This window comes from Anaerolineales bacterium (genome assembly GCA_015075725.1).
Classification (GTDB): domain Bacteria; phylum Chloroflexota; class Anaerolineae; order Anaerolineales; family Villigracilaceae; genus Villigracilis.
Genome location: JABTTV010000001.1, coordinates 4177856 through 4195236, shown reverse-complemented (window position 1 = coordinate 4195236; position 17381 = coordinate 4177856). Strand labels below are relative to the sequence as shown.

Sequence of the window (17381 nt, the reverse complement as noted above, 5' to 3'; positions counted from 1 at the left end):
GGAAACCCGGATTGCCCTATGAAGATCCTGGTCATCGGTCATCCTGATGCGGTGTTGGGCTTCTCCCTGGCGGGCGTGGGTGGAATCGTGGCCTCCACCGCCGAGGAAGCCAACCGCGCATTGGACGAGGCGCAAGCCAGCAAGGAAGTCGGCATAGTTCTTGTCACGCAGGATGTGGCTGAATTGATCCCCGCTCGCATGGAACACCTGAACCTGCGGAGCACCATTCCATTGGTGGTGGAAATTCCATCGCGGGGCGGCGTTCCGGAGGGCCAGGCTTCTCTTGGCGACATCGTCCTGCGGGCGATCGGCATCAAGTTGTAGGCCTTCCTGCAAGTTCTAAACCAAAGGATAAGATTGGATTGAGCGTTATGAAACCTGAAGCGGAAGATATCGAACGGCTCGGCGTCGCGATCATGGTGGAGGTGCGAGAGGACGCCGAGAGACTGCGTGCGGAGGCGAAGGAAAAAGCCGATGCCATTCGCAATCGTGCCCGGGAACAGGCGGAGGCGGAACGTAAGGTCATCCTCGACCGTGCCAGGGCAGACGCGGACCGTCTGCGCAGTCAATCCCTGGCGACCGCCCAGCTCAAGGCGCGGTCCATGCAGCTCGAACAACGTGAAAAAATATTGAACAACGTCTTCGAAGAGGCGAAGAAAAAACTTGCCGACGTGAAGAATCGAAAGGATTTCAACGCCATTGTCGAAATGCTGGCACGTGAAGCCTTGAGCCAGTTGAAGGTGGACCAGGCGGAAATCCGGGCGGATGAAGTTACCCGCAAAGTATTGGAACTTGACGACCTGTCGAAGGAACTGAACGGTAAATTTTCTTTCGGTGGGAATCTCGACGAAGGGACGGGTGTTGTGGTCAGCGCCTCCGGCGGCAAACTGTATTTTGACAACACCCTTGAAACCCGCCTGGAGCGTCTGCAAAGCGCCCTGCGTTCCTCTGTGTATAAAGTGTTGATGGGAGAAAACGTATGAGCGAACAAGTTGGAACGATAACCTGGATCAGCGGACCCGTCGTCCGCGCCCGTGGTTCCCGTCATGTGGGCATGCTCGAACTTGTTGAAGTGGGTACCGAACGCCTGGTAGGTGAAGTGATCGGTCTTAAAGGCGACCAGATGACGGTTCAAGTGTACGAAGAAACGGCGGGCATGCAGACCGGCGCGCCGATCTATGGAACGGGATTGCCGCTTTCGGTGGAATTGGGTCCGGGATTGATCCAAAGCATTTACGACGGTGTTCAGCGGCCTCTTCCGTTGATCGAGGAGGCGGTGGGCTCCTTCATCAATCGCGGCGCCCGATTCGATTCGATCAGCCGCGAGAAAAAATGGAAATTTACACCCAAAGTGAAGGTCGGTGACGAAGTCAAAGGCGGCGCGGTTCTCGGCTCTGTGATGGAAACTGATACATTCGAACACCGCATTATGCTCAACCCGGACGACTCTGGCACGGTCTCTTGGATTGCGGCATCCGGCGAATACACAGTCACAGACGTCATCGCAAAAGTGAAAATGGGAAGGGAGGAAAAATCGGTCACGATGCTCCAGCGCTGGCCCGTTCGCCGGGCGCGACCGTTTGTGAGCCGCCGCGGAGCGAACATTCCTCTGATAACCGGTCAGCGGATTCTGGATACATTCTTCCCGGTCGCCAAAGGCGGCGCGGCAGGGATTCCCGGTCCTTTCGGATCCGGAAAAACCGTCACCCAGCACAGCATCGCCAAATGGGCGGATGCCGAGATCATCGTCTATATTGGATGCGGCGAACGCGGAAACGAAATGACCGAGGTGCTTCAGGAATTCCCGCATCTTGTCGACCCGAGAACTGGTCGCCCCTTAATGGAACGTACCGTGCTGATAGCGAATACGTCCAACATGCCTGTTGCGGCGCGCGAAGCCAGCATTTATACGGGGATCACCATCGCCGAGTATTATCGCGATATGGGCTACCACGTTGCGTTGATGGCAGACTCGACATCCCGTTGGGCGGAAGCCTTGCGTGAAGTATCGGGCCGTCTTGAAGAAATGCCCGCGGAAGAGGGCTACCCCGCCTATCTCGCCGGGCGTCTGGCTGAATTTTACGAGCGCGCGGGATTTGTGAATAATCTCAACGGCACGCAGGGGTCGGTCTCGATCGTTGGGGCGGTTTCGCCTCCCGGCGGCGACTTTTCCGAACCCGTAACCCAACACACCAAGCGCTTTATCCGCTGTTTCTGGGCATTGGATAAATCCCTCGCCTCGGCGCGACATTTCCCGGCCATCAACTGGCTGGACTCTTACTCGGAATATCTCGAGGATGTGGCTTCCTGGTGGCGGGAAAAGACCGGCAAGGACTGGCTTTCCATGCGCAACCGTGCCATGGAATTGTTGAGCGAGGAAAGCCGCCTCTCCCAGATCGTCAAACTTGTGGGTCCCGATGCGCTTCCTTATACGGAACGCATGGTACTCGAAACAACCCGCCTCATCCGTGAAGGGATTCTGCAGCAGAATGCCACTGAATCTGTGGATGCGTTCTCGTCGGTGGAAAAACAGATCCGTATGCTCGAACTGGTGCTGTACTTTCACGAGCGCGGCATGGCGATCGTCCGGCGGGGAGCGCCGATCAACTTGATCCACGATCTGCCCGTTGTGGATACGATCATTCGAGCCAAGTCCACTGTGACGAACGAGGAAATGCACAAATTCGACGACATTCAAAAACAGATTGACCAGCAGATGGGTCAATTGGATGCGGAGTACAGATCATGAGCGATGTAACAGTACAAGGCGGACAGGAAGTTCTCGGCGTCGGGCGCATCGAGGGACCGATTTTGGTGGTCGAAGGCGGCGCGAACGTCCGCTACGACGAAGTCGTTGAAATCCAGGATTCACGCGGTCAGGTTCGGCGTGGACGCGTGCTCGAAGTGGGTGAGGGATTCGCAGTCATCCAGGCATTTGCCGGTTCCACCGGTCTTTCGATTGACGGTACCCGTGTGAGATTCCTGGGTAATACTCTTCACATTCCCGTTGCAGAGGAGATGCTCGGGCGCATCTTCGACGGCCTGGGCAATCCCATCGACGGCGGTCCCGAACCGTTGACCGACCGCTACATGGATGTGAACGGACAGCCGATCAACCCGACGGCGCGTATCTATCCGCGAGATTATATTCAGACAGGGATCTCCACGATCGATGGTGTGAACACACTTTTGCGCGGACAGAAACTTCCATTGTTCTCCGGTGCCGGCATGCCCCACGACCAACTTGCAGCGCAGATCGTGCGCCAGGCGACTCTGGGTAAGATTGCAGGAGCGCCGCCAACTGAAGGGGAGGAATTCGCCATCGTATTCGCCGCGATGGGAGTGAAGAACGATGTGGCGGATTACTTCCGCCGCTCGTTCACCGAAAGCGGGGCGCTCACCCGGGTGGCGATGTTCCTTAATCTCGCGGACGATCCCCCGGTCGAGCGTATCGTCACTCCACGCGCGGCATTGACGCTGGCGGAATACCTTGCCTACGAACTCGAAAAACATGTTCTGGTCGTATTGACCGACATGACCAACTATGGCGAAGCCCTGCGTCAGATATCGAACGTGCGCGGCGAAGTACCGAGCCGAAAAGGGTACCCCGGCTATCTCTATAGCGATCTGGCGTCGATGTATGAACGAACCGGACGCATCCGCACGAGCAAAGGATCGATCACGCAGATCCCGATCCTGACCATGCCGAACGATGACATCACGCATCCAATGCCCGACCTGACCGGTTACATCACAGAAGGGCAGATCGTGCTGGGTCGTGAGCTAAATTTCGCCGGTATCTATCCTCCCGTTGCCGTCCTGCCGAGCCTTTCGCGTTTGATGAAGGACGGCATCGGCAAGAACCGCACGCGCGACGATCATCCGCGTTGGGGTGCGCAGTTATATGCGGCGTATGCCCGCACACAAGATGTGCGTGCTCTTGCCTCCGTGATCGGCGAGGAGGAACTTTCGGATGTGGACCAGAAATACCTCAAGTTCGGACGCGCTTTCGAAAGGGAATTCGTCAACCAGAGTTTTACAGAAAACCGCTCCATCGAACGGACGCTCGAGATCGGCTGGAAACTGCTTTCGATCCTCCCGAAGAAGGAATTGACCCGCGTCACTCTCGACGAGATCGCACAATACTACAAGGGCGACGATGCCTCAAATTAATATTGCTCCCACCCGCACGAACCTGATCCGTCTCAAGAAGGAATTGCGATTTGCGAAAGAAGGGTACGAGATCCTTGATCGCAAACGCGAAGCTCTGACAGGCGAACTGGTTCGTGTGGCGAAAGAGGCGGATGCGCTTCAAAAAGAGGTCTGGAGGCTGCTTGATATCGCCTACGATGCGATGGAAAAGGCGCGTCTTGTCATGGGCTCCGACCATGTGGAATGGGCGTCGCTGGCGGTCAATAAAACCGTGGATGTCCATCTGCGCCTGCGCGGCGTGATGGGAGTCGCAATCCCCCAGATCGAGGCGCGCGGCGAGCCGCCGAAACTTCCCTACAGCCCCGGAGATACTTCTGCGGTGCTTGATGAAGCCAGCGACGCATTTCGCGAGGTTCTATTGCGCATCCCGCAGCTTTCCATGTTGACCGCGGCGGTGTGGAGGCTTGCCAACGAATTGCGCAAGACCCAGCGGCGCGTCAACGCGCTCCAGCACATCTTTATTCCGCAGTACAGGCACCAGATCGAATTTATCGTCAGTTCCCTGGAAGAGCGCGAACGCGAGGAAACCTTTCGGTTAAAATGGCTGAAAACAAAGATGACCAAGGCGAAAGCTGAAGGTTAGCCAAATTCAAGAATTGTCAAACAAACTCGAGGTGACATCATGAATATCGCAGTATTGGGTTCGGGAGAAGTGGGGCGGACGATTGGCTCGAAATTGGTGCAGTTGGGCCATGATGTAATGATAGGCTCAAGGGAGGAAGCCAACCCGAGAGCGGTTGCCTGGGCAAAGGAGGAGAAGCATAACGCGCTTTTTGGAACCTTTGCCAATGCGGCGGAATTTGGTGAGATCATATTTAATTGCACGCTCGGTTCGGCGACGCTCGATGCGCTGTACTTGGCTGGTGCTAAATATCTGCGGGGCAAGATCCTGATCGACACCTCCAACCCACTGGATTATTCCGACGAAAAACATTGGAAACTTATAATCTGCAATACTGATTCGCTCGGCGAGCAGATTCAGCGCGCATTCCCCGAAACCTATGTGGTCAAGACATTGAACACGGTCTATTGCACTGTGATGGTGGACCCGGACAAACTTGTGGAGCGGACGGATATTTTCGTCAGCGGCAACAGCGCGGATGCCAAGGCGCGGGTGATCAAGATCCTGCACGATTGGTTCCATTGGAAACACATCATTGATCTCGGTGATATCACCACCTCGCGCGCTGTCGAGATGTACTCTTTGTTGTGGCGCAGCTTGAGACTCTCCACCGGCTCGCACCGATTCAATATCAAGGTCGTATCGACTTAACCTTGCGGCGGTCCGATTTCAAAGGATTTTGGCGATACAATTGCCAAAATCCTTTTTTATTGCTCGATGCCATGACAAAACACGACAAAACTCCCCTTTCCCATTTGTTTATCGATTTTCCACTGGACAAGCCTGCCGACGTTCCGGATGCTCTTGTAGAAGGCATTGCCATCAACAGCCGTGCCATCGAACCCGGATATCTGTTCGTTGCGATGAAAGGCGGCACAGCAGACGGCCACGATTACATTCAGGATGCGATCGCGCGTGGTGCCTCGGCGGTGATCGGGGAACGCGACCTAGGCGGACTCTCCATCCCTTATCTGCGACTCGATGACACGCGTCGCGCGCTGACCTGGCTTGCCGCGGCCTTCCATGGCTTTCCCGCCCGCAAGCTGACCGTCATTGGCGTGACGGGCACGGACGGCAAAACCACCACCAGTAATCTTCTTTACAAGGTCATGGTTGCAGCAGGACTCAAAACAGGAATGATCTCGACCGTCAATGCGGTGATCGGCGATGAAATGCTAGATACGGGATTCCACGTCACAACGCCGGACGCGCATGATGTTCAGGCATATCTTGCAAGGATGGTGGACGCCGGGCTGACTCATGTTGTTTTGGAGACCACATCACACGGCTGGGCGCAATACCGCGTGGATGCCTGTGAGTTCGACATCGGTGTCGTAACCAATATCACGCACGAGCACATGGACCAGCACGGCGGCTATGAAAATTACCGCGCTGCGAAAGCTAGGCTTTTCAGCAGTCTCGAGTGGACTCGCGAAAAAACCCAGGGTAATCCGCGTTTGGGAGTGATCAACTTCGACGACGAAAAATCCTTCGGCTTTCTGAATGGGTTCATCAAAACAAAAAAGATCAACTATGGGTTGGGGGAGGGGGCGGACGTACGGGCCGAAGAAATCGGTTTCAACCCTTCAGGAATCCAATTTACCGCCGCAGCGATAGACTTTCGCGTAGGCATTTCGAGTAAATTGGTTGGGGCTTATAACATCTCGAACTGTCTTGCCGCGTTGACTGCCGCCGTTTATGGACTTGGCATTGACCCTGAGGTCGCAGCAAGGGGAATTGCCTCGCTCGAAGGAATCCCGGGCAGAATGGAGCGCATAGACATGGGCCAGAATTTCACTGCCATAGTGGATTTTGCCCATACTCCCAATGCTCTCAAGGTCTCACTCGAAGCCGGACGTACGATGACCGATAAACGCGTAATAGCTGTGTTTGGTTCGGCTGGTTTGCGCGATAAAGAAAAACGCCGCATGATGGCAGAGACTTCCGCTGAATTGGCAGATATGACTGTATTGACCGCTGAAGACCCGCGTATTGAGTCGTTGGATGGTATTCTCGAAGAAATGGCGCAAGGGGCGATCTCCAAAGGCGGCGTGGAGGGGAAGACCTTCTGGCGCGTACCTGACCGTGGCGAGGCGATCAAGTTTGCGTTGAGGCTTGCTCGGGAAGGCGATATTGTTCTATCCTGCGGGAAAGGGCATGAACAGTCCATGTGCTTTGGGAAGACCGAATATCTCTGGGATGACCGCACAGCGATGCGCGCCGCGCTGGCGGAATTTCTTGGGGCAAAAGGACCAGCGATGCCTTATTTGCCGACACAGGATAAGATGGAAGAGGAATGGCTTAAGGGATGATCCATTACCTGCACCGCGAACAGAACATCCCTGGAACGCTGAATGAAGTTTGGGATTTCTTTTGCGACCCTCTCAATCTGAACACAATCACACCCGGGGATATGAACTTTGAAATCGTTGCAGGTGGGGATGCGAAAATGTATGAAGGACAAATGATCGAATACCGCGTGGAGTTTATCCGCGGAGTCCGTTCGTTATGGCTGACAGAGATCACACATGTGCGGGACCGGGAATATTTTGTTGACGAACAGGCATCGGTCCGTACAGGCTTTGGCATCATGAACACATTTTCGCGGCGAAGGCAGGCGGAGTCAAGATGACCGACAAAATATCCTATGTCCCACCGTACGGTTTCCTGGGAGACCTCGTCCACGACCTCTGGGTGGGCAGACGATTGCGGCAAATATTCGATTTCCGGCAAAAAAGGATCACGGAACTGTTTGGGAGCATGGAATGAGCAAGTGGATTAAGCGAGTTACCTTGCAGGGAAGGCACGTCCGCCTCGAGTCGTTGGGGGAAAAGCATATTGCCGGGTTGGCAGAGATCGGCAAGGGACAGGATTTCTGGAAGTATATGTTGTACGGCGAGATGAAAGCCGAAACGGATTTCCGCCGATTTGTGACCGACCTTCTCGCGCGCGAGGAAAAAGGGACCGATCTTCCCTTCGCCGTCATCCATCTCGCTTCGGGTCGTATCGCAGGCTCGACCCGCTATTTGAATATCGATCCACCCAACCGCGGATTGGAAGTGGGCGGCACCTGGTACGGATTGGATTTCCAGCGCACGGCTGTCAACACGGAATGTAAATATTTGCTGCTGACCCACGCTTTCGAGACCTTGAAGGCGATCCGCGTGCAGATCAAAACGGATTCGCTCAATGTGCGCTCGCAACAAGCCATCGAACGCATCGGTGCGGTGAAGGAGGGCGTGCTGCGCAATCACATGATCCTCTCGGACGGGAGAATCCGCGATTCGGTCTTCTATTCGATCTTGGATAATGAATGGGCGGGGGTGAAGAAGAAGTTGGAAGAAATGCTGGGAAAGTACGGGGATGGGTAGTTTATTATTCCAAAAACAAATATTCTTTTATCTGTCCAAGGCTTGATTCCCAGTCTTTGTAAGGGTCCAGGATTCTGATCTTCGACCCGTGCCAGTCATCATATTACCTACCAGACAGTCTGCGCCACTCCTCGAACAAACTCACCAACCCTTCGAAATCATTTAACCCGCGGTTCTTAAACCAGGGATAAGACAGCAATTCCTCCTTTGTTGACAGCATCCATGCCTTGCCGCGCATGAGGCGGAGTCGTTCGAGGGCGGTTTTTGTATCATTCTGGTCGAGATGGATCAATACCGGAGCAAGGGGAGCGAGGATTTCTTCTTCCTTATGCGCGAACTCGATGATTTCTCCACTATCGATTTCACTCATCAACATGTAAAGGCACGTGTTCTGCCAGATGCGACTCTCGATGGCCGTTATGGTGGATGACACCCCGGCTTGTAGTGCAAATTTCTCCAATAAGGGGATGACTTTTTTTGGTAGCCCCTGTGTGTCAAAATCGAGGCAGGGGATGGGATGCGGCTCATCGTCCTCCCGGTAGAATTGCGATTCAATTCCATGGGCTGTTAACGTATCATGGATCCATTTAGTCGTAGTGGACTTCCCTGCGCCAGGCAGACCCTCAATGAGTATCAATTTGGTGTCGCGCATGGCTTGGCTCCAGAAGATCCCATTTGTTCCCGTATAAATCCTTGAACACAGCAACAATGCCGTAAACTTCATGACGCGGCTCTTCGAGGAATTGTACGCCATGCGCCTTCATGTATTCATGGTCGCGTTGAAAATCGTCTGTATGTAGGAAGAGGAAGACCCGCCCGCCGGTTTGATTCCCAATGGCGGCTGTCTGTTCGGTTGTGGAGGCTTTTGCAAGCAAAAGGGATGAGCCGGCACCACCGCGCGGTTTGACGACGACCCAGCGTTTGCCCTCCTGAGGGGTATCTTCGATAAGATCGAAATGCAATGTGTTGATGAAGAATTCGATGGCTTCGTCGTAATCGCGGACGAGATAGGTAATTAGGGCGAGGGATTGATTCATTGGGAAAAAGGGATAGGGGAAATGAATGGTTGGAATCAACTTGCGGCGGGGAGGGATGCGTCGCTTGGGCGTTGGGAAAACTTGTTGAGCAGGATCAAGCCGAGGACGCTGGTCAGCCCAAAGAGCAGACCTCCGATCCAAATGGACTTGGGTGAAATATTATCATTCAGCCAGCCACCGATGAGCGGGGCGAAGGTACGCGAGAGACCCCAGCCGAACCAATACATCGACATGTAACGCCCGCGCATATCTTCGGGTGAAATATCGGCGACGTATTTGCTGGCGGTGGGCACGATGGTCAGTTCGCCGAAGGTCAGGATGACCATGCTGAGCCAGAAACCCCAAAAGCCGATCGCAAGCGAGACGCTTCCCGCGCCGAGTGCATAGATGAACATGCCGACCGCGATCACAGGCAGGGTTTTATATTTGCGCGAGATATTTGTAACCGCATACTGGACAAAGACGCACATGGCGGCGTTGGTGGTTGGAATCCAGCCGTAAAGCGACTCGGGGATATTGAAGCCGGTCTTGGCGTAAACGGGCATGAGAATCCACAGGATGGATGGGGCGATCATGCCGGTTGCGAATAGGGCAACGAATGTCATGTAGGCTTTATCTTTGAAGACGCGCAGATAACCGTTGGAGTCGGGTCGCGGCTTGATGCCAATGTGGATGTTCCTCCGCGCCTCAGGCGGGACGTGGAGCGTTTCTCTCGCGAAAAGAATCCAGATCAGGCTGTAGGCGAGGAATCCGACCGCTGCGCCGTAGAAGGCGAGGCTGTAGGAAGTGGAGGCGAGAAATCCGCCGACGGCTGGACCGATGCCGAATGCGGCGTTGTTGGCGATGCGGTTGATGGAGTAGGCGTCGGTCCGTTGGTGGGAGGGGATCATGTCCGCGAGCATGGCATCCGCGCCGACCTGATACATCGGGTTGGACATGCCGATGAAGGCCATCAGGATCGCAAAATGGATGTAGGTCTCAGCCTGGACCATGAAGATGTAAGCCACCCCGATCATGGCGAGACTGACGACCATCACGGCTTTACGCCCGATTCTATCGGCGAGGGAGCCTGCGAGAAAGGATGCGAATAAACCCACACCTGCGTTGATGGAAATGAGCGAGGCGACCGCGCTGAGCGGCAGGCTGAGTTTCCCCCCCGCATAGATCAGCATGAAGGGCCAGACCATGCTCCCGCCTGCAGTGGAGATGACGATGCCGAGGATCATCAACCAATATTGGCGGGGGTAGCGGGAGTAAAGAGTTTTGATTTTGGTCATGGCGTGGGAAGTTTAGCATGAAAAATTACTCAATCGAAAGGCTTATCCCTGCATGAATCTTCCTAGCAATCTCTCGTCCTCCGTCAGGCCTTCGCACAATTTATCCAATTCTCCATACTCCTTACCCCATCGGGACAGAAATGCCTCAAAACTCCCTTTGGAATCCCATCGGTCGATGGTGAGATATCGTTCCGGGTCGTTTTCATCGTGCAAGAGCTCCGTGCCAAGATAGCCGGGCGCTTTTCGGAACAATTCCGACCAGTCTCCATGCGCGGAATAGATTTTTATGAACTCATCAAGTTTTTCTTTTTTGACTTGATATTCCCAGACGATAATGTACATACAGCTCCTTTCAATAAAAAACGGACGGAATTTATATCCGTCCGTTCTGTGAATTATTCAAACGAGTTTACGCCGGAGAACTTTCCGCGGCGGGGGTGGGATTGCGCCTTGCCATGAAATAAGCCAATCCGAAGCCGGTGACGTACATCCAGATGGCGTACAAGCCGGGGATGATTGCCATTTCGTTATTATTCAGCAGCGTGAGTGCGACCGTGATGGAGACCGTCGAGTTCTGCAAGCCGGTCTCGATGGCGATGGTCATGGATTGGACGTAGTCGATGCCCAGGAATTTGGGGACGTAATATCCTACGACAAGCGAGGCGATGTTCAGGAGTATGAACGCCGGGGCGAAGCGTGGACCGTCACGGACGATCACATCCCAATTCTGCACGACGAGCGCGAGGATAACGAGGAAAAGAAAGGCCGTGGCGAAGGTCTTCGACCAGCGTTTGCTGTTCTCGGCAAACTCCGGTTTCCACTGGCGGATACCCATGCCGATCAATGTGGGGATCAGTGTGATGACCGCGACCTGGATCATCGTGTCCACGACCGGGAAGTCAATGTCGAGCGCGCCGGTCCCGTACAGGGAGTAGGCGATTCCCAATCCGAATGGAATCGTCAGAAATGCCAGCATGTTGGTGATGGCGGTCAGTGTAATGCCGAGCGCGCGGTCGCCGTCCCCTGCGTGGATGATGAGATTCGACGTCGCGCCGTCTGGCGAGACTGCCAGCAGGATAAGGCTGATGGCGTAGACCGCTGTCAAGCCGAAAAGTCCAGCCACGGCGAAACCAAGCAGCGGGAGCAGGATCATCTGGCAGAACAAACCGATGAAGATCGGTTTCGGTTGCACGAAGATGCGGCGAAAGTCCGCAACCGTTAATGTCATGCCCAGAGTCACCATGATGATGGCGATCGCCAGCGGGAGGATCACACTTGAAATTATGCTTTCTTGCATGGTTTACTCTCCTGTTTTGGGGTTGATAAATTGGATATTGCCCGATGCATGGTAAAACCCCGAATCGGATAAAAAGTCTCGAAATAAAAAATCCCGGAGTTCATTCGAACTTCGGGATTCTGACTCATTCTTGTTTATCTTCGATCGCGTCCGCCGCGGTCACCGCCGCCTCGTGGACCACCTCGCCCGCCCCGGTCTCCGCCGCGTCTTGGCGGACCACCCCTATCGCCCCGTCCTCCGCCGTTGCGTCCACCGCCGCCCTTGTCTTTTTCGCGCGCTTCTTCGAGGGTCCAGCCTTCGAGCACTGCCTGGCGGGATAAACGTATCTTGCCCTGCGGGTCGACGTCAGTGACCATCACAGTGAGTTCATCGCCGAGCACGCACACGTCTTCAACTTTTTCCACCCGTTCGCTGTCGAGTTGGGAGATATGCACAAGTCCGTCAACTCCGGGCAGTATGTTCACGAACGCGCCGAAGGCTTCGATACGCACAACCTTGCCGGTATAGATGTTGCCCGGCACCGCCGACTCACCCATTGCTTCGATGCGTTCCTGCGCGATCTTTGCTCCTGCGCTGTCCGTCGAGGCGATATATACGGTGCCGTCTTCTTCGATGTCGATCTTCACGCCGGTTTCATCCTGCAATGCGCGAATGTTCTTTCCGCCCGGTCCGATCAACGCTCCGATCTTGTCCACCGGTATTTTCACCGTGATGATGCGCGGCGCGTGCGGTTTCAGTTCTTTGCGCGGTTCGGGCAGGACGGCAAGCATTTTCTCCATGATGGACATTCTTGCCACGCGAGCCTGTTCGAGCGCTTCCTTCATCATCTGAGTGCTCAAGCCGGAGATCTTGATGTCCATCTGCAGGGCGGTGATGCCAGCGGATGTGCCGGCAACTTTGAAATCCATATCGCCGAGATGGTCTTCGGTTCCCTGAATGTCGGTCAGGATCTTATACCTGCCGGATTCATCTGTGATCAGTCCCATCGCCACTCCGGAAACGGGAGCCTTGATCGGCACACCGGCATCCATCAGCGCAAGGGTAGAACCGCAGACCGATCCCATCGAAGTCGAGCCGTTGGAGGACAACGCCTCGGACACGACGCGGATGGCGTACGGAAATGTTTCTTCGTTCGGGAGGATCGGTTCCAGCGCCCGTTCTGCCAACGCCCCATGCCCGACCTCGCGCCTGCTCTGGCCTCGAAGAGGTTTGACCTCTCCAGTCGAAAACGGCGGGAAGTTGTAATGATGCATGTAACGCTTTGTGTCGTTGGGGGATAGGTTATCCAACTCCTGCGCTTCGCCGAGGGTGCCGAGCGTGGCAAAGGAAAGAATTTGCGTCTCGCCTCTTGTGAACAAGCCTGTTCCGTGTGCGCGCGGTGAGACGTTTACGTCACACCAGATCGGGCGGATCTCGGTCGGCTGACGGCCATCCGGTCGTTTGCCCATGCTCAAAATCCGTTCGCGAACGACAGCCTGCTCTGCCAGTTCGAACGCCTCGCGGAATTCGTTGACGGGCATGTGGTCGGCCGGGTTGCCTCCCTCCGGCACGGTGCAGAATTCAACTTCGGCAGTTTCCTTGATCGCGGTCATGCCTGAATAGAATTCGACTTTGGCGAGAGGTTTGTCGAGCAGTTCGTTCATCGCCTGGCTGACACGGTCAAAAACTTTCTTCTTGATCTCTTCGCTCGGGAGATAAAGTTTTACTTCACGTTTGGGCTTGCCGATCTCAGCCGCCATTTGCATTTGTAATTCGATGATCGGCTGGATCGATTTATGTCCCAGATCTAACGCGGCCGCCATCACATCCTCGGGGATTTCGTTCGCGCCGCACTCCACCATGAGGATGGCGTCTCTCGTGCCGGCGATTCTCAGATCGAGGTCGGAGGCGTCCATTTCAGCAAACGTCGGGTTGATGACGAATTCGCCGTTCACTCGTCCAACGCGGACGGCTCCGACAGGTCCGCCCCAGGGGATATCCGAGATCATGATCGCGGTGGAGGCGGCGTTGATGGCGAGGATATCCAGCGGGTTCACGCCGTCGGACGAAAAAGAGTACATGATGACCTGCACTTCATTGCGCATGCCATCCTGAAAGAGCGGGCGCAGAGGCCGGTCGGTCAATCTCGCAGTGAGGATCGACTCTGTGGAGGCGCGTCCCTCCCGGCGGAAGAAAGAGCCGGGGATCTTTCCTCCCGCGTAAAGCCTTTCTTCGTATTCAACGCTCAAAGGGAAGAAGTCGATGCCTTCGCGCACGCCGCCCATTGTGGCGGATGCAAACACGATCGCTTCATCGATACCCAGCGTAAGCGCGCCGCCAGCCTGCCCGGCAAGGCGGCCCGTTTCGATGGTCACCGTCTTGTTGCCAACAACGGTCGAATAACGTTTACCTTCGGATTTCATATTTGATTGTCTCCTAAATCAGGGCAGATGGCGATCCGCCCCTTACATATCCCGCCTCGGGTCAGGGACTGAAGAGTGGGAATGACGCCTTGCGTCATTCGCGCTGTTCAATTCCTGACTGCGGGTTACACATAAAGACCTGACAGGTTTCCAAAAACCTGTCAGGTCTCAGATTACTACTTGCGGCGCAATTGCAAACGATCGGTCACACTAAGGTACGCCTGGTAATTGCTTTGGCGCAGATAGGTGAGCAAGCGGCGGCGTTGCCCCACCAGTTTGAGCAATCCGCGCCGACAGGATTGATCCTGCTTGTTATTGCGCAAATGCTCGGTCAATTGATTGATGCGGGTGGTCAAAATTGCGACTTGGACCTCGGGCGAGCCGGTATCCTTGTCGTGGCGGTGAAAATCCGTGATCGCCTTCGTTTTAATTTCCTTTGCGAGCGGCATGACGTATGCGTCTCCTTTCTAAAAACTATGCAGGTCTCCATGTCCGCAGCTCATCCTCTAAAGAGGACCTACCGCAGGGCAGGACCAGTCACGGCGGAAAATTATACCAGAGAATCCCTCCTCAACTGACGTTCATGCATCTCGAAATGCGCGGTCACATAACGGAAGAGACGCTCAGGTGTGACCTCCCCCGCAAGATCGGAGACGAACTCCACGGGATATACAACCGATTTGAGCAAGTCCTCCTCCCGCATCCGCATCAACCCGGACAATATAATTGAATGTGCCCTCCCGTAAGCCTTGAGCAATCCCTGACGATTGATTCGTCTTTTTCTACGTCCAAACCACGCATTGAGCGAATTGAAAATCCGCGACGGGAAATGGCTCATTACGAAGCTGAACAATTTCCGCGCATGGACGATCAGCCAGATTTCCAGCGCGATCGCCCGCGGACCCAGTGTAATATGATGAAGAATATCGCCCACCGTCCATTCGGGGTTATGGGTGGGCAGGGGATAATTTCGCTCGGGGATCGAATTCACCACTTCGGTAAAGCGACGGCGGGTTTCTTCCAGTTCCTGTTCGAGTTCCTGTTTGTTCATTTCACTCCGTGCGGCAAATCTCCTGATTTGGCTCGAAGGTCGTCAGACTTTCGAATCCTGGTTTTCGAAATTCATTCTTGCATATCGTTTTTGTCTGTGATAAACTCTGCCCGTTCAATTCTAATCTGAAAGGAGGCACTTCGAATGGCAATCGTAATGAACAACCAGGTAGATTTTTGCGTGCCTCCCAGCGGGCTGATTGGGTAATTAAATCCCATGTTTTCCATCCGCAGGCGCGTCGATGCCCTGCGGTTTTTTTATTGCCGCCGGGCGGACTATTAGTTCAACAATACCAACAGCAAAAGACTTTATCAGGAGATATCCATGCCTTCTGTCATTTCGATCTCGAAACTGGCAAAACATTATCAGGTCCCCGAGCGCGAAGCGGGCTTGAAAGCCGCCGCGAAAGGGCTCTTCAAACGGACGTACAAGACCGTCAAAGCCGTGGATGAAATATCGTTCGACATCCAGCCCGGTGAAGTCGTCGGTTTTCTCGGCCCGAACGGCGCTGGAAAGACCACCACGCTCAAAATGCTCAGCGGACTCTTGCACCCCACATCCGGCGGGCTATCTGTGTTGGGTTACGAACCCGCCAAACGCAACCACGATTATCTGCGTCAGATAACGCTGGTGATGGGCAATCGCAACCAGCTTTCATGGGATCTGCCCGCTCTCGACTCGTTCGATCTTCAACGCGCCATCTACAGCATCCCGACAGATGAATTCAAGCGCACCCGCGATGAGTTCGTGGAATTGCTCGAGTTGAAAGACCTTGTGCAAAAACCCGTCCGGAATCTTTCATTGGGCGAGCGCATGAAGATGGAATTCGTCGGTGCATTGCTGCACAAACCGAAGATTCTCTTCCTCGATGAGCCGACTCTGGGTCTCGACGTGACGATGCAAAAGCGCATCCGTTCGTTCGTGGCGGAATACAACAAACGCTACGGCGCGACGGTCCTGCTCACCAGCCACTACATGGCGGATGTGGAAGCCCTATGCAGGCGGGTCATCGTCATTCATCATGGACGGTTGCTTTTTGACGGCGACCTTGCCGCATTGGTCGAAAAATTCTCCGCCTTCAAGACCGTTGGCTTTACGCTCGATAATCCCGCCGCAGACTTTAGTCAATACGGGGATGTGGTATCCATTGACGGGTCCAGAGTGATGATGCGCGTTCCCAAGGAAAAGACCTCGGCGGTCACATCCCGCCTTCTCACTGAACTATCCGTTGATGACCTCACTGTCGAGGCCGCGCCCATCGAAGATGTGATCGAATCCGTCTTCGCGGTCAGGAAGGAGGCGCTCGAATGAAACGCTATTTCGATTTTTACACGTCCATGATGAGGGTTTCGGTCCTCGAGCAGTGGCAGTATCCCATCGCCAATTATTTTTATATGATCGGCATGCTTGCCGAACCGGTCATCTACATGGTGGTTTGGTCTGCGGTCGCCGAACAGCAGGGTGGGTCGGTGGGTGGGTATACTCCCGGCTCGCTTGCCGCTTATTACATCGTATGGACGCTCGTGCGCCAGATGAACATCGCCTTTACGCCCTACGGTTGGGAATGGCGCATCCGCCAGGGAAGGCTTTCGATGTCGCTTCTTCGTCCGATGCATCCCTTGCATGAAGATGTTGCGTTCTTTGCCGGTTGGAAGGTTGTCATGATCATCCTGTGGATTCCCCTGGCGCTTGTGCTTTCGCTGATTTTCAAACCGGACCTGAATCCGACCCTTCTCGACGGGGTGGTATTTTTTGTAGCGATATGGATGGCGTACCTGATTCGCACCATCACCTTGTCGCTGCTTGGCATGGTCACATTTTGGACGACGCGCGTCAGCGCCTTGTTCGAGTTGTATTTTGCCGCAGAGCTGATCCTCTCCGGCCGCCTCGTGCCTCTCTCGCTCATGCCTGATTGGGTGCAGAGGGCGGCGTGGTTCTTCCCGTTCCGCTGGGCGTTTGGCTATCCCATCGAAGTGCTGGTGGGGAACATGTCTGTCAACGACTTGTTCATCGGCTTGGGAATGCAGTTCATATGGGTTTTCTTTGGCGCAGTATTCGTCAGTCAGATTTGGAAGATCGCCATTCGCCGCTTTTCGGCGGTGGGAGGTTAAT

General features: G+C 54.7%; 18 protein-coding genes and 1 pseudogene. 11 read left to right on the top strand and 8 right to left on the bottom strand.

Annotated features, from left to right (window positions below):
* Window positions 1-18: 18 nt before the first annotated feature.
* From HS100_20120 to HS100_20080, 9 genes and pseudogenes are all read left to right on the top strand, one after another.
* Complete coding sequence (locus HS100_20120; protein MBE7436232.1) at window positions 19-324, top strand: Vacuolar H+transporting two-sector ATPase F subunit; 306 nt, start codon at window positions 19-21, stop codon at window positions 322-324.
* A gap of 47 nt (window positions 325-371) precedes the next feature.
* Complete coding sequence (locus HS100_20115; protein MBE7436231.1) at window positions 372-983, top strand: hypothetical protein; 612 nt, start codon at window positions 372-374, stop codon at window positions 981-983.
* On the top strand, window positions 980-2749 hold the full coding sequence (locus HS100_20110; protein MBE7436230.1) for a V-type ATP synthase subunit A: 1770 nt from the start codon (window positions 980-982) through the stop codon (window positions 2747-2749). The genes HS100_20115 and HS100_20110 overlap by 4 nt, the downstream gene beginning before the upstream one ends.
* A complete protein-coding gene (locus tag HS100_20105) occupies window positions 2746-4173 on the top strand; it encodes a V-type ATP synthase subunit B (GenBank protein MBE7436229.1) in 1428 nt (475 codons plus the stop codon). The genes HS100_20110 and HS100_20105 overlap by 4 nt, the downstream gene beginning before the upstream one ends.
* A complete protein-coding gene (locus HS100_20100; protein MBE7436228.1) occupies window positions 4160-4795 on the top strand; it encodes a V-type ATP synthase subunit D in 636 nt (211 codons plus the stop codon). The genes HS100_20105 and HS100_20100 overlap by 14 nt, the downstream gene beginning before the upstream one ends.
* A gap of 39 nt (window positions 4796-4834) precedes the next feature.
* Window positions 4835-5485, top strand: coding sequence for an NAD(P)-binding domain-containing protein (locus HS100_20095; GenBank protein ID MBE7436227.1), 651 nt, complete (start codon window positions 4835-4837; stop codon window positions 5483-5485).
* Window positions 5486-5556: 71 nt separating this feature from the next.
* A complete protein-coding gene (locus HS100_20090) occupies window positions 5557-7146 on the top strand; it encodes a UDP-N-acetylmuramoyl-L-alanyl-D-glutamate--2,6-diaminopimelate ligase (GenBank protein ID MBE7436226.1) in 1590 nt (529 codons plus the stop codon).
* Window positions 7143-7603 (top strand): annotated as a pseudogene (locus HS100_20085) (SRPBCC family protein). The gene HS100_20090 and the pseudogene HS100_20085 overlap by 4 nt, the downstream one beginning before the upstream one ends.
* Window positions 7600-8205, top strand: coding sequence for a GNAT family N-acetyltransferase (locus tag HS100_20080; protein ID MBE7436225.1), 606 nt, complete (start codon window positions 7600-7602; stop codon window positions 8203-8205). Before HS100_20085 ends, HS100_20080 begins: the two are co-directional and overlap by 4 nt.
* A gap of 103 nt (window positions 8206-8308) precedes the next feature.
* On the opposite strand, the gene HS100_20075 is transcribed toward HS100_20080, so the two are convergent.
* The 8 genes from HS100_20075 to HS100_20040 all read right to left on the bottom strand — a co-directional run bounded on the left by HS100_20075 (window position 8309) and on the right by HS100_20040 (window position 15269).
* Window positions 8309-8857 (bottom strand): hypothetical protein, encoded by a 549-nt coding sequence (locus HS100_20075; GenBank protein MBE7436224.1) that lies wholly within the window; start codon window positions 8855-8857, stop codon window positions 8309-8311.
* Entirely contained in the window at window positions 8829-9242 is a 414-nt protein-coding gene (locus HS100_20070; protein MBE7436223.1) for a VOC family protein, read from the bottom strand. Before HS100_20070 ends, HS100_20075 begins: the two co-directional genes overlap by 29 nt.
* 35 nt (window positions 9243-9277) lie before the next feature.
* Window positions 9278-10519, bottom strand: a complete 1242-nt coding sequence (locus HS100_20065) for an MFS transporter (protein ID MBE7436222.1) — start codon at window positions 10517-10519, stop codon at window positions 9278-9280.
* Between the two features lie 42 nt (window positions 10520-10561).
* The gene (locus HS100_20060; protein ID MBE7436221.1) at window positions 10562-10861 is read right to left on the bottom strand and encodes an antibiotic biosynthesis monooxygenase; all 300 of its coding nucleotides are present in this window, start codon (window positions 10859-10861) and stop codon (window positions 10562-10564) included.
* 67 nt (window positions 10862-10928) lie between these two features.
* Window positions 10929-11816, bottom strand: a complete 888-nt coding sequence (locus HS100_20055) for a bile acid:sodium symporter family protein (GenBank protein ID MBE7436220.1) — start codon at window positions 11814-11816, stop codon at window positions 10929-10931.
* Window positions 11817-11950: 134 nt separating this feature from the next.
* On the bottom strand, window positions 11951-14218 hold the full coding sequence (locus HS100_20050; GenBank protein MBE7436219.1) for a polyribonucleotide nucleotidyltransferase: 2268 nt from the start codon (window positions 14216-14218) through the stop codon (window positions 11951-11953).
* 176 nt (window positions 14219-14394) lie between these two features.
* Window positions 14395-14667: a 30S ribosomal protein S15 gene (gene rpsO / locus HS100_20045; protein ID MBE7436218.1), complete on the bottom strand. Its 273-nt coding sequence runs from the start codon at window positions 14665-14667 to the stop codon at window positions 14395-14397.
* A 101-nt stretch (window positions 14668-14768) separates the two neighbouring features.
* The gene (locus HS100_20040; protein ID MBE7436217.1) at window positions 14769-15269 is read right to left on the bottom strand and encodes a DinB family protein; all 501 of its coding nucleotides are present in this window, start codon (window positions 15267-15269) and stop codon (window positions 14769-14771) included.
* Between the two features lie 324 nt (window positions 15270-15593).
* Here HS100_20040 and HS100_20035 point away from each other — a divergent pair, with 324 nt between their 5' ends.
* A complete protein-coding gene (locus HS100_20035) occupies window positions 15594-16580 on the top strand; it encodes an ATP-binding cassette domain-containing protein (GenBank protein MBE7436216.1) in 987 nt (328 codons plus the stop codon).
* A complete protein-coding gene (locus HS100_20030) occupies window positions 16577-17380 on the top strand; it encodes an ABC-2 family transporter protein (protein ID MBE7436215.1) in 804 nt (267 codons plus the stop codon). Before HS100_20035 ends, HS100_20030 begins: the two co-directional genes overlap by 4 nt.
* Window position 17381 lies beyond the last annotated feature (1 nt).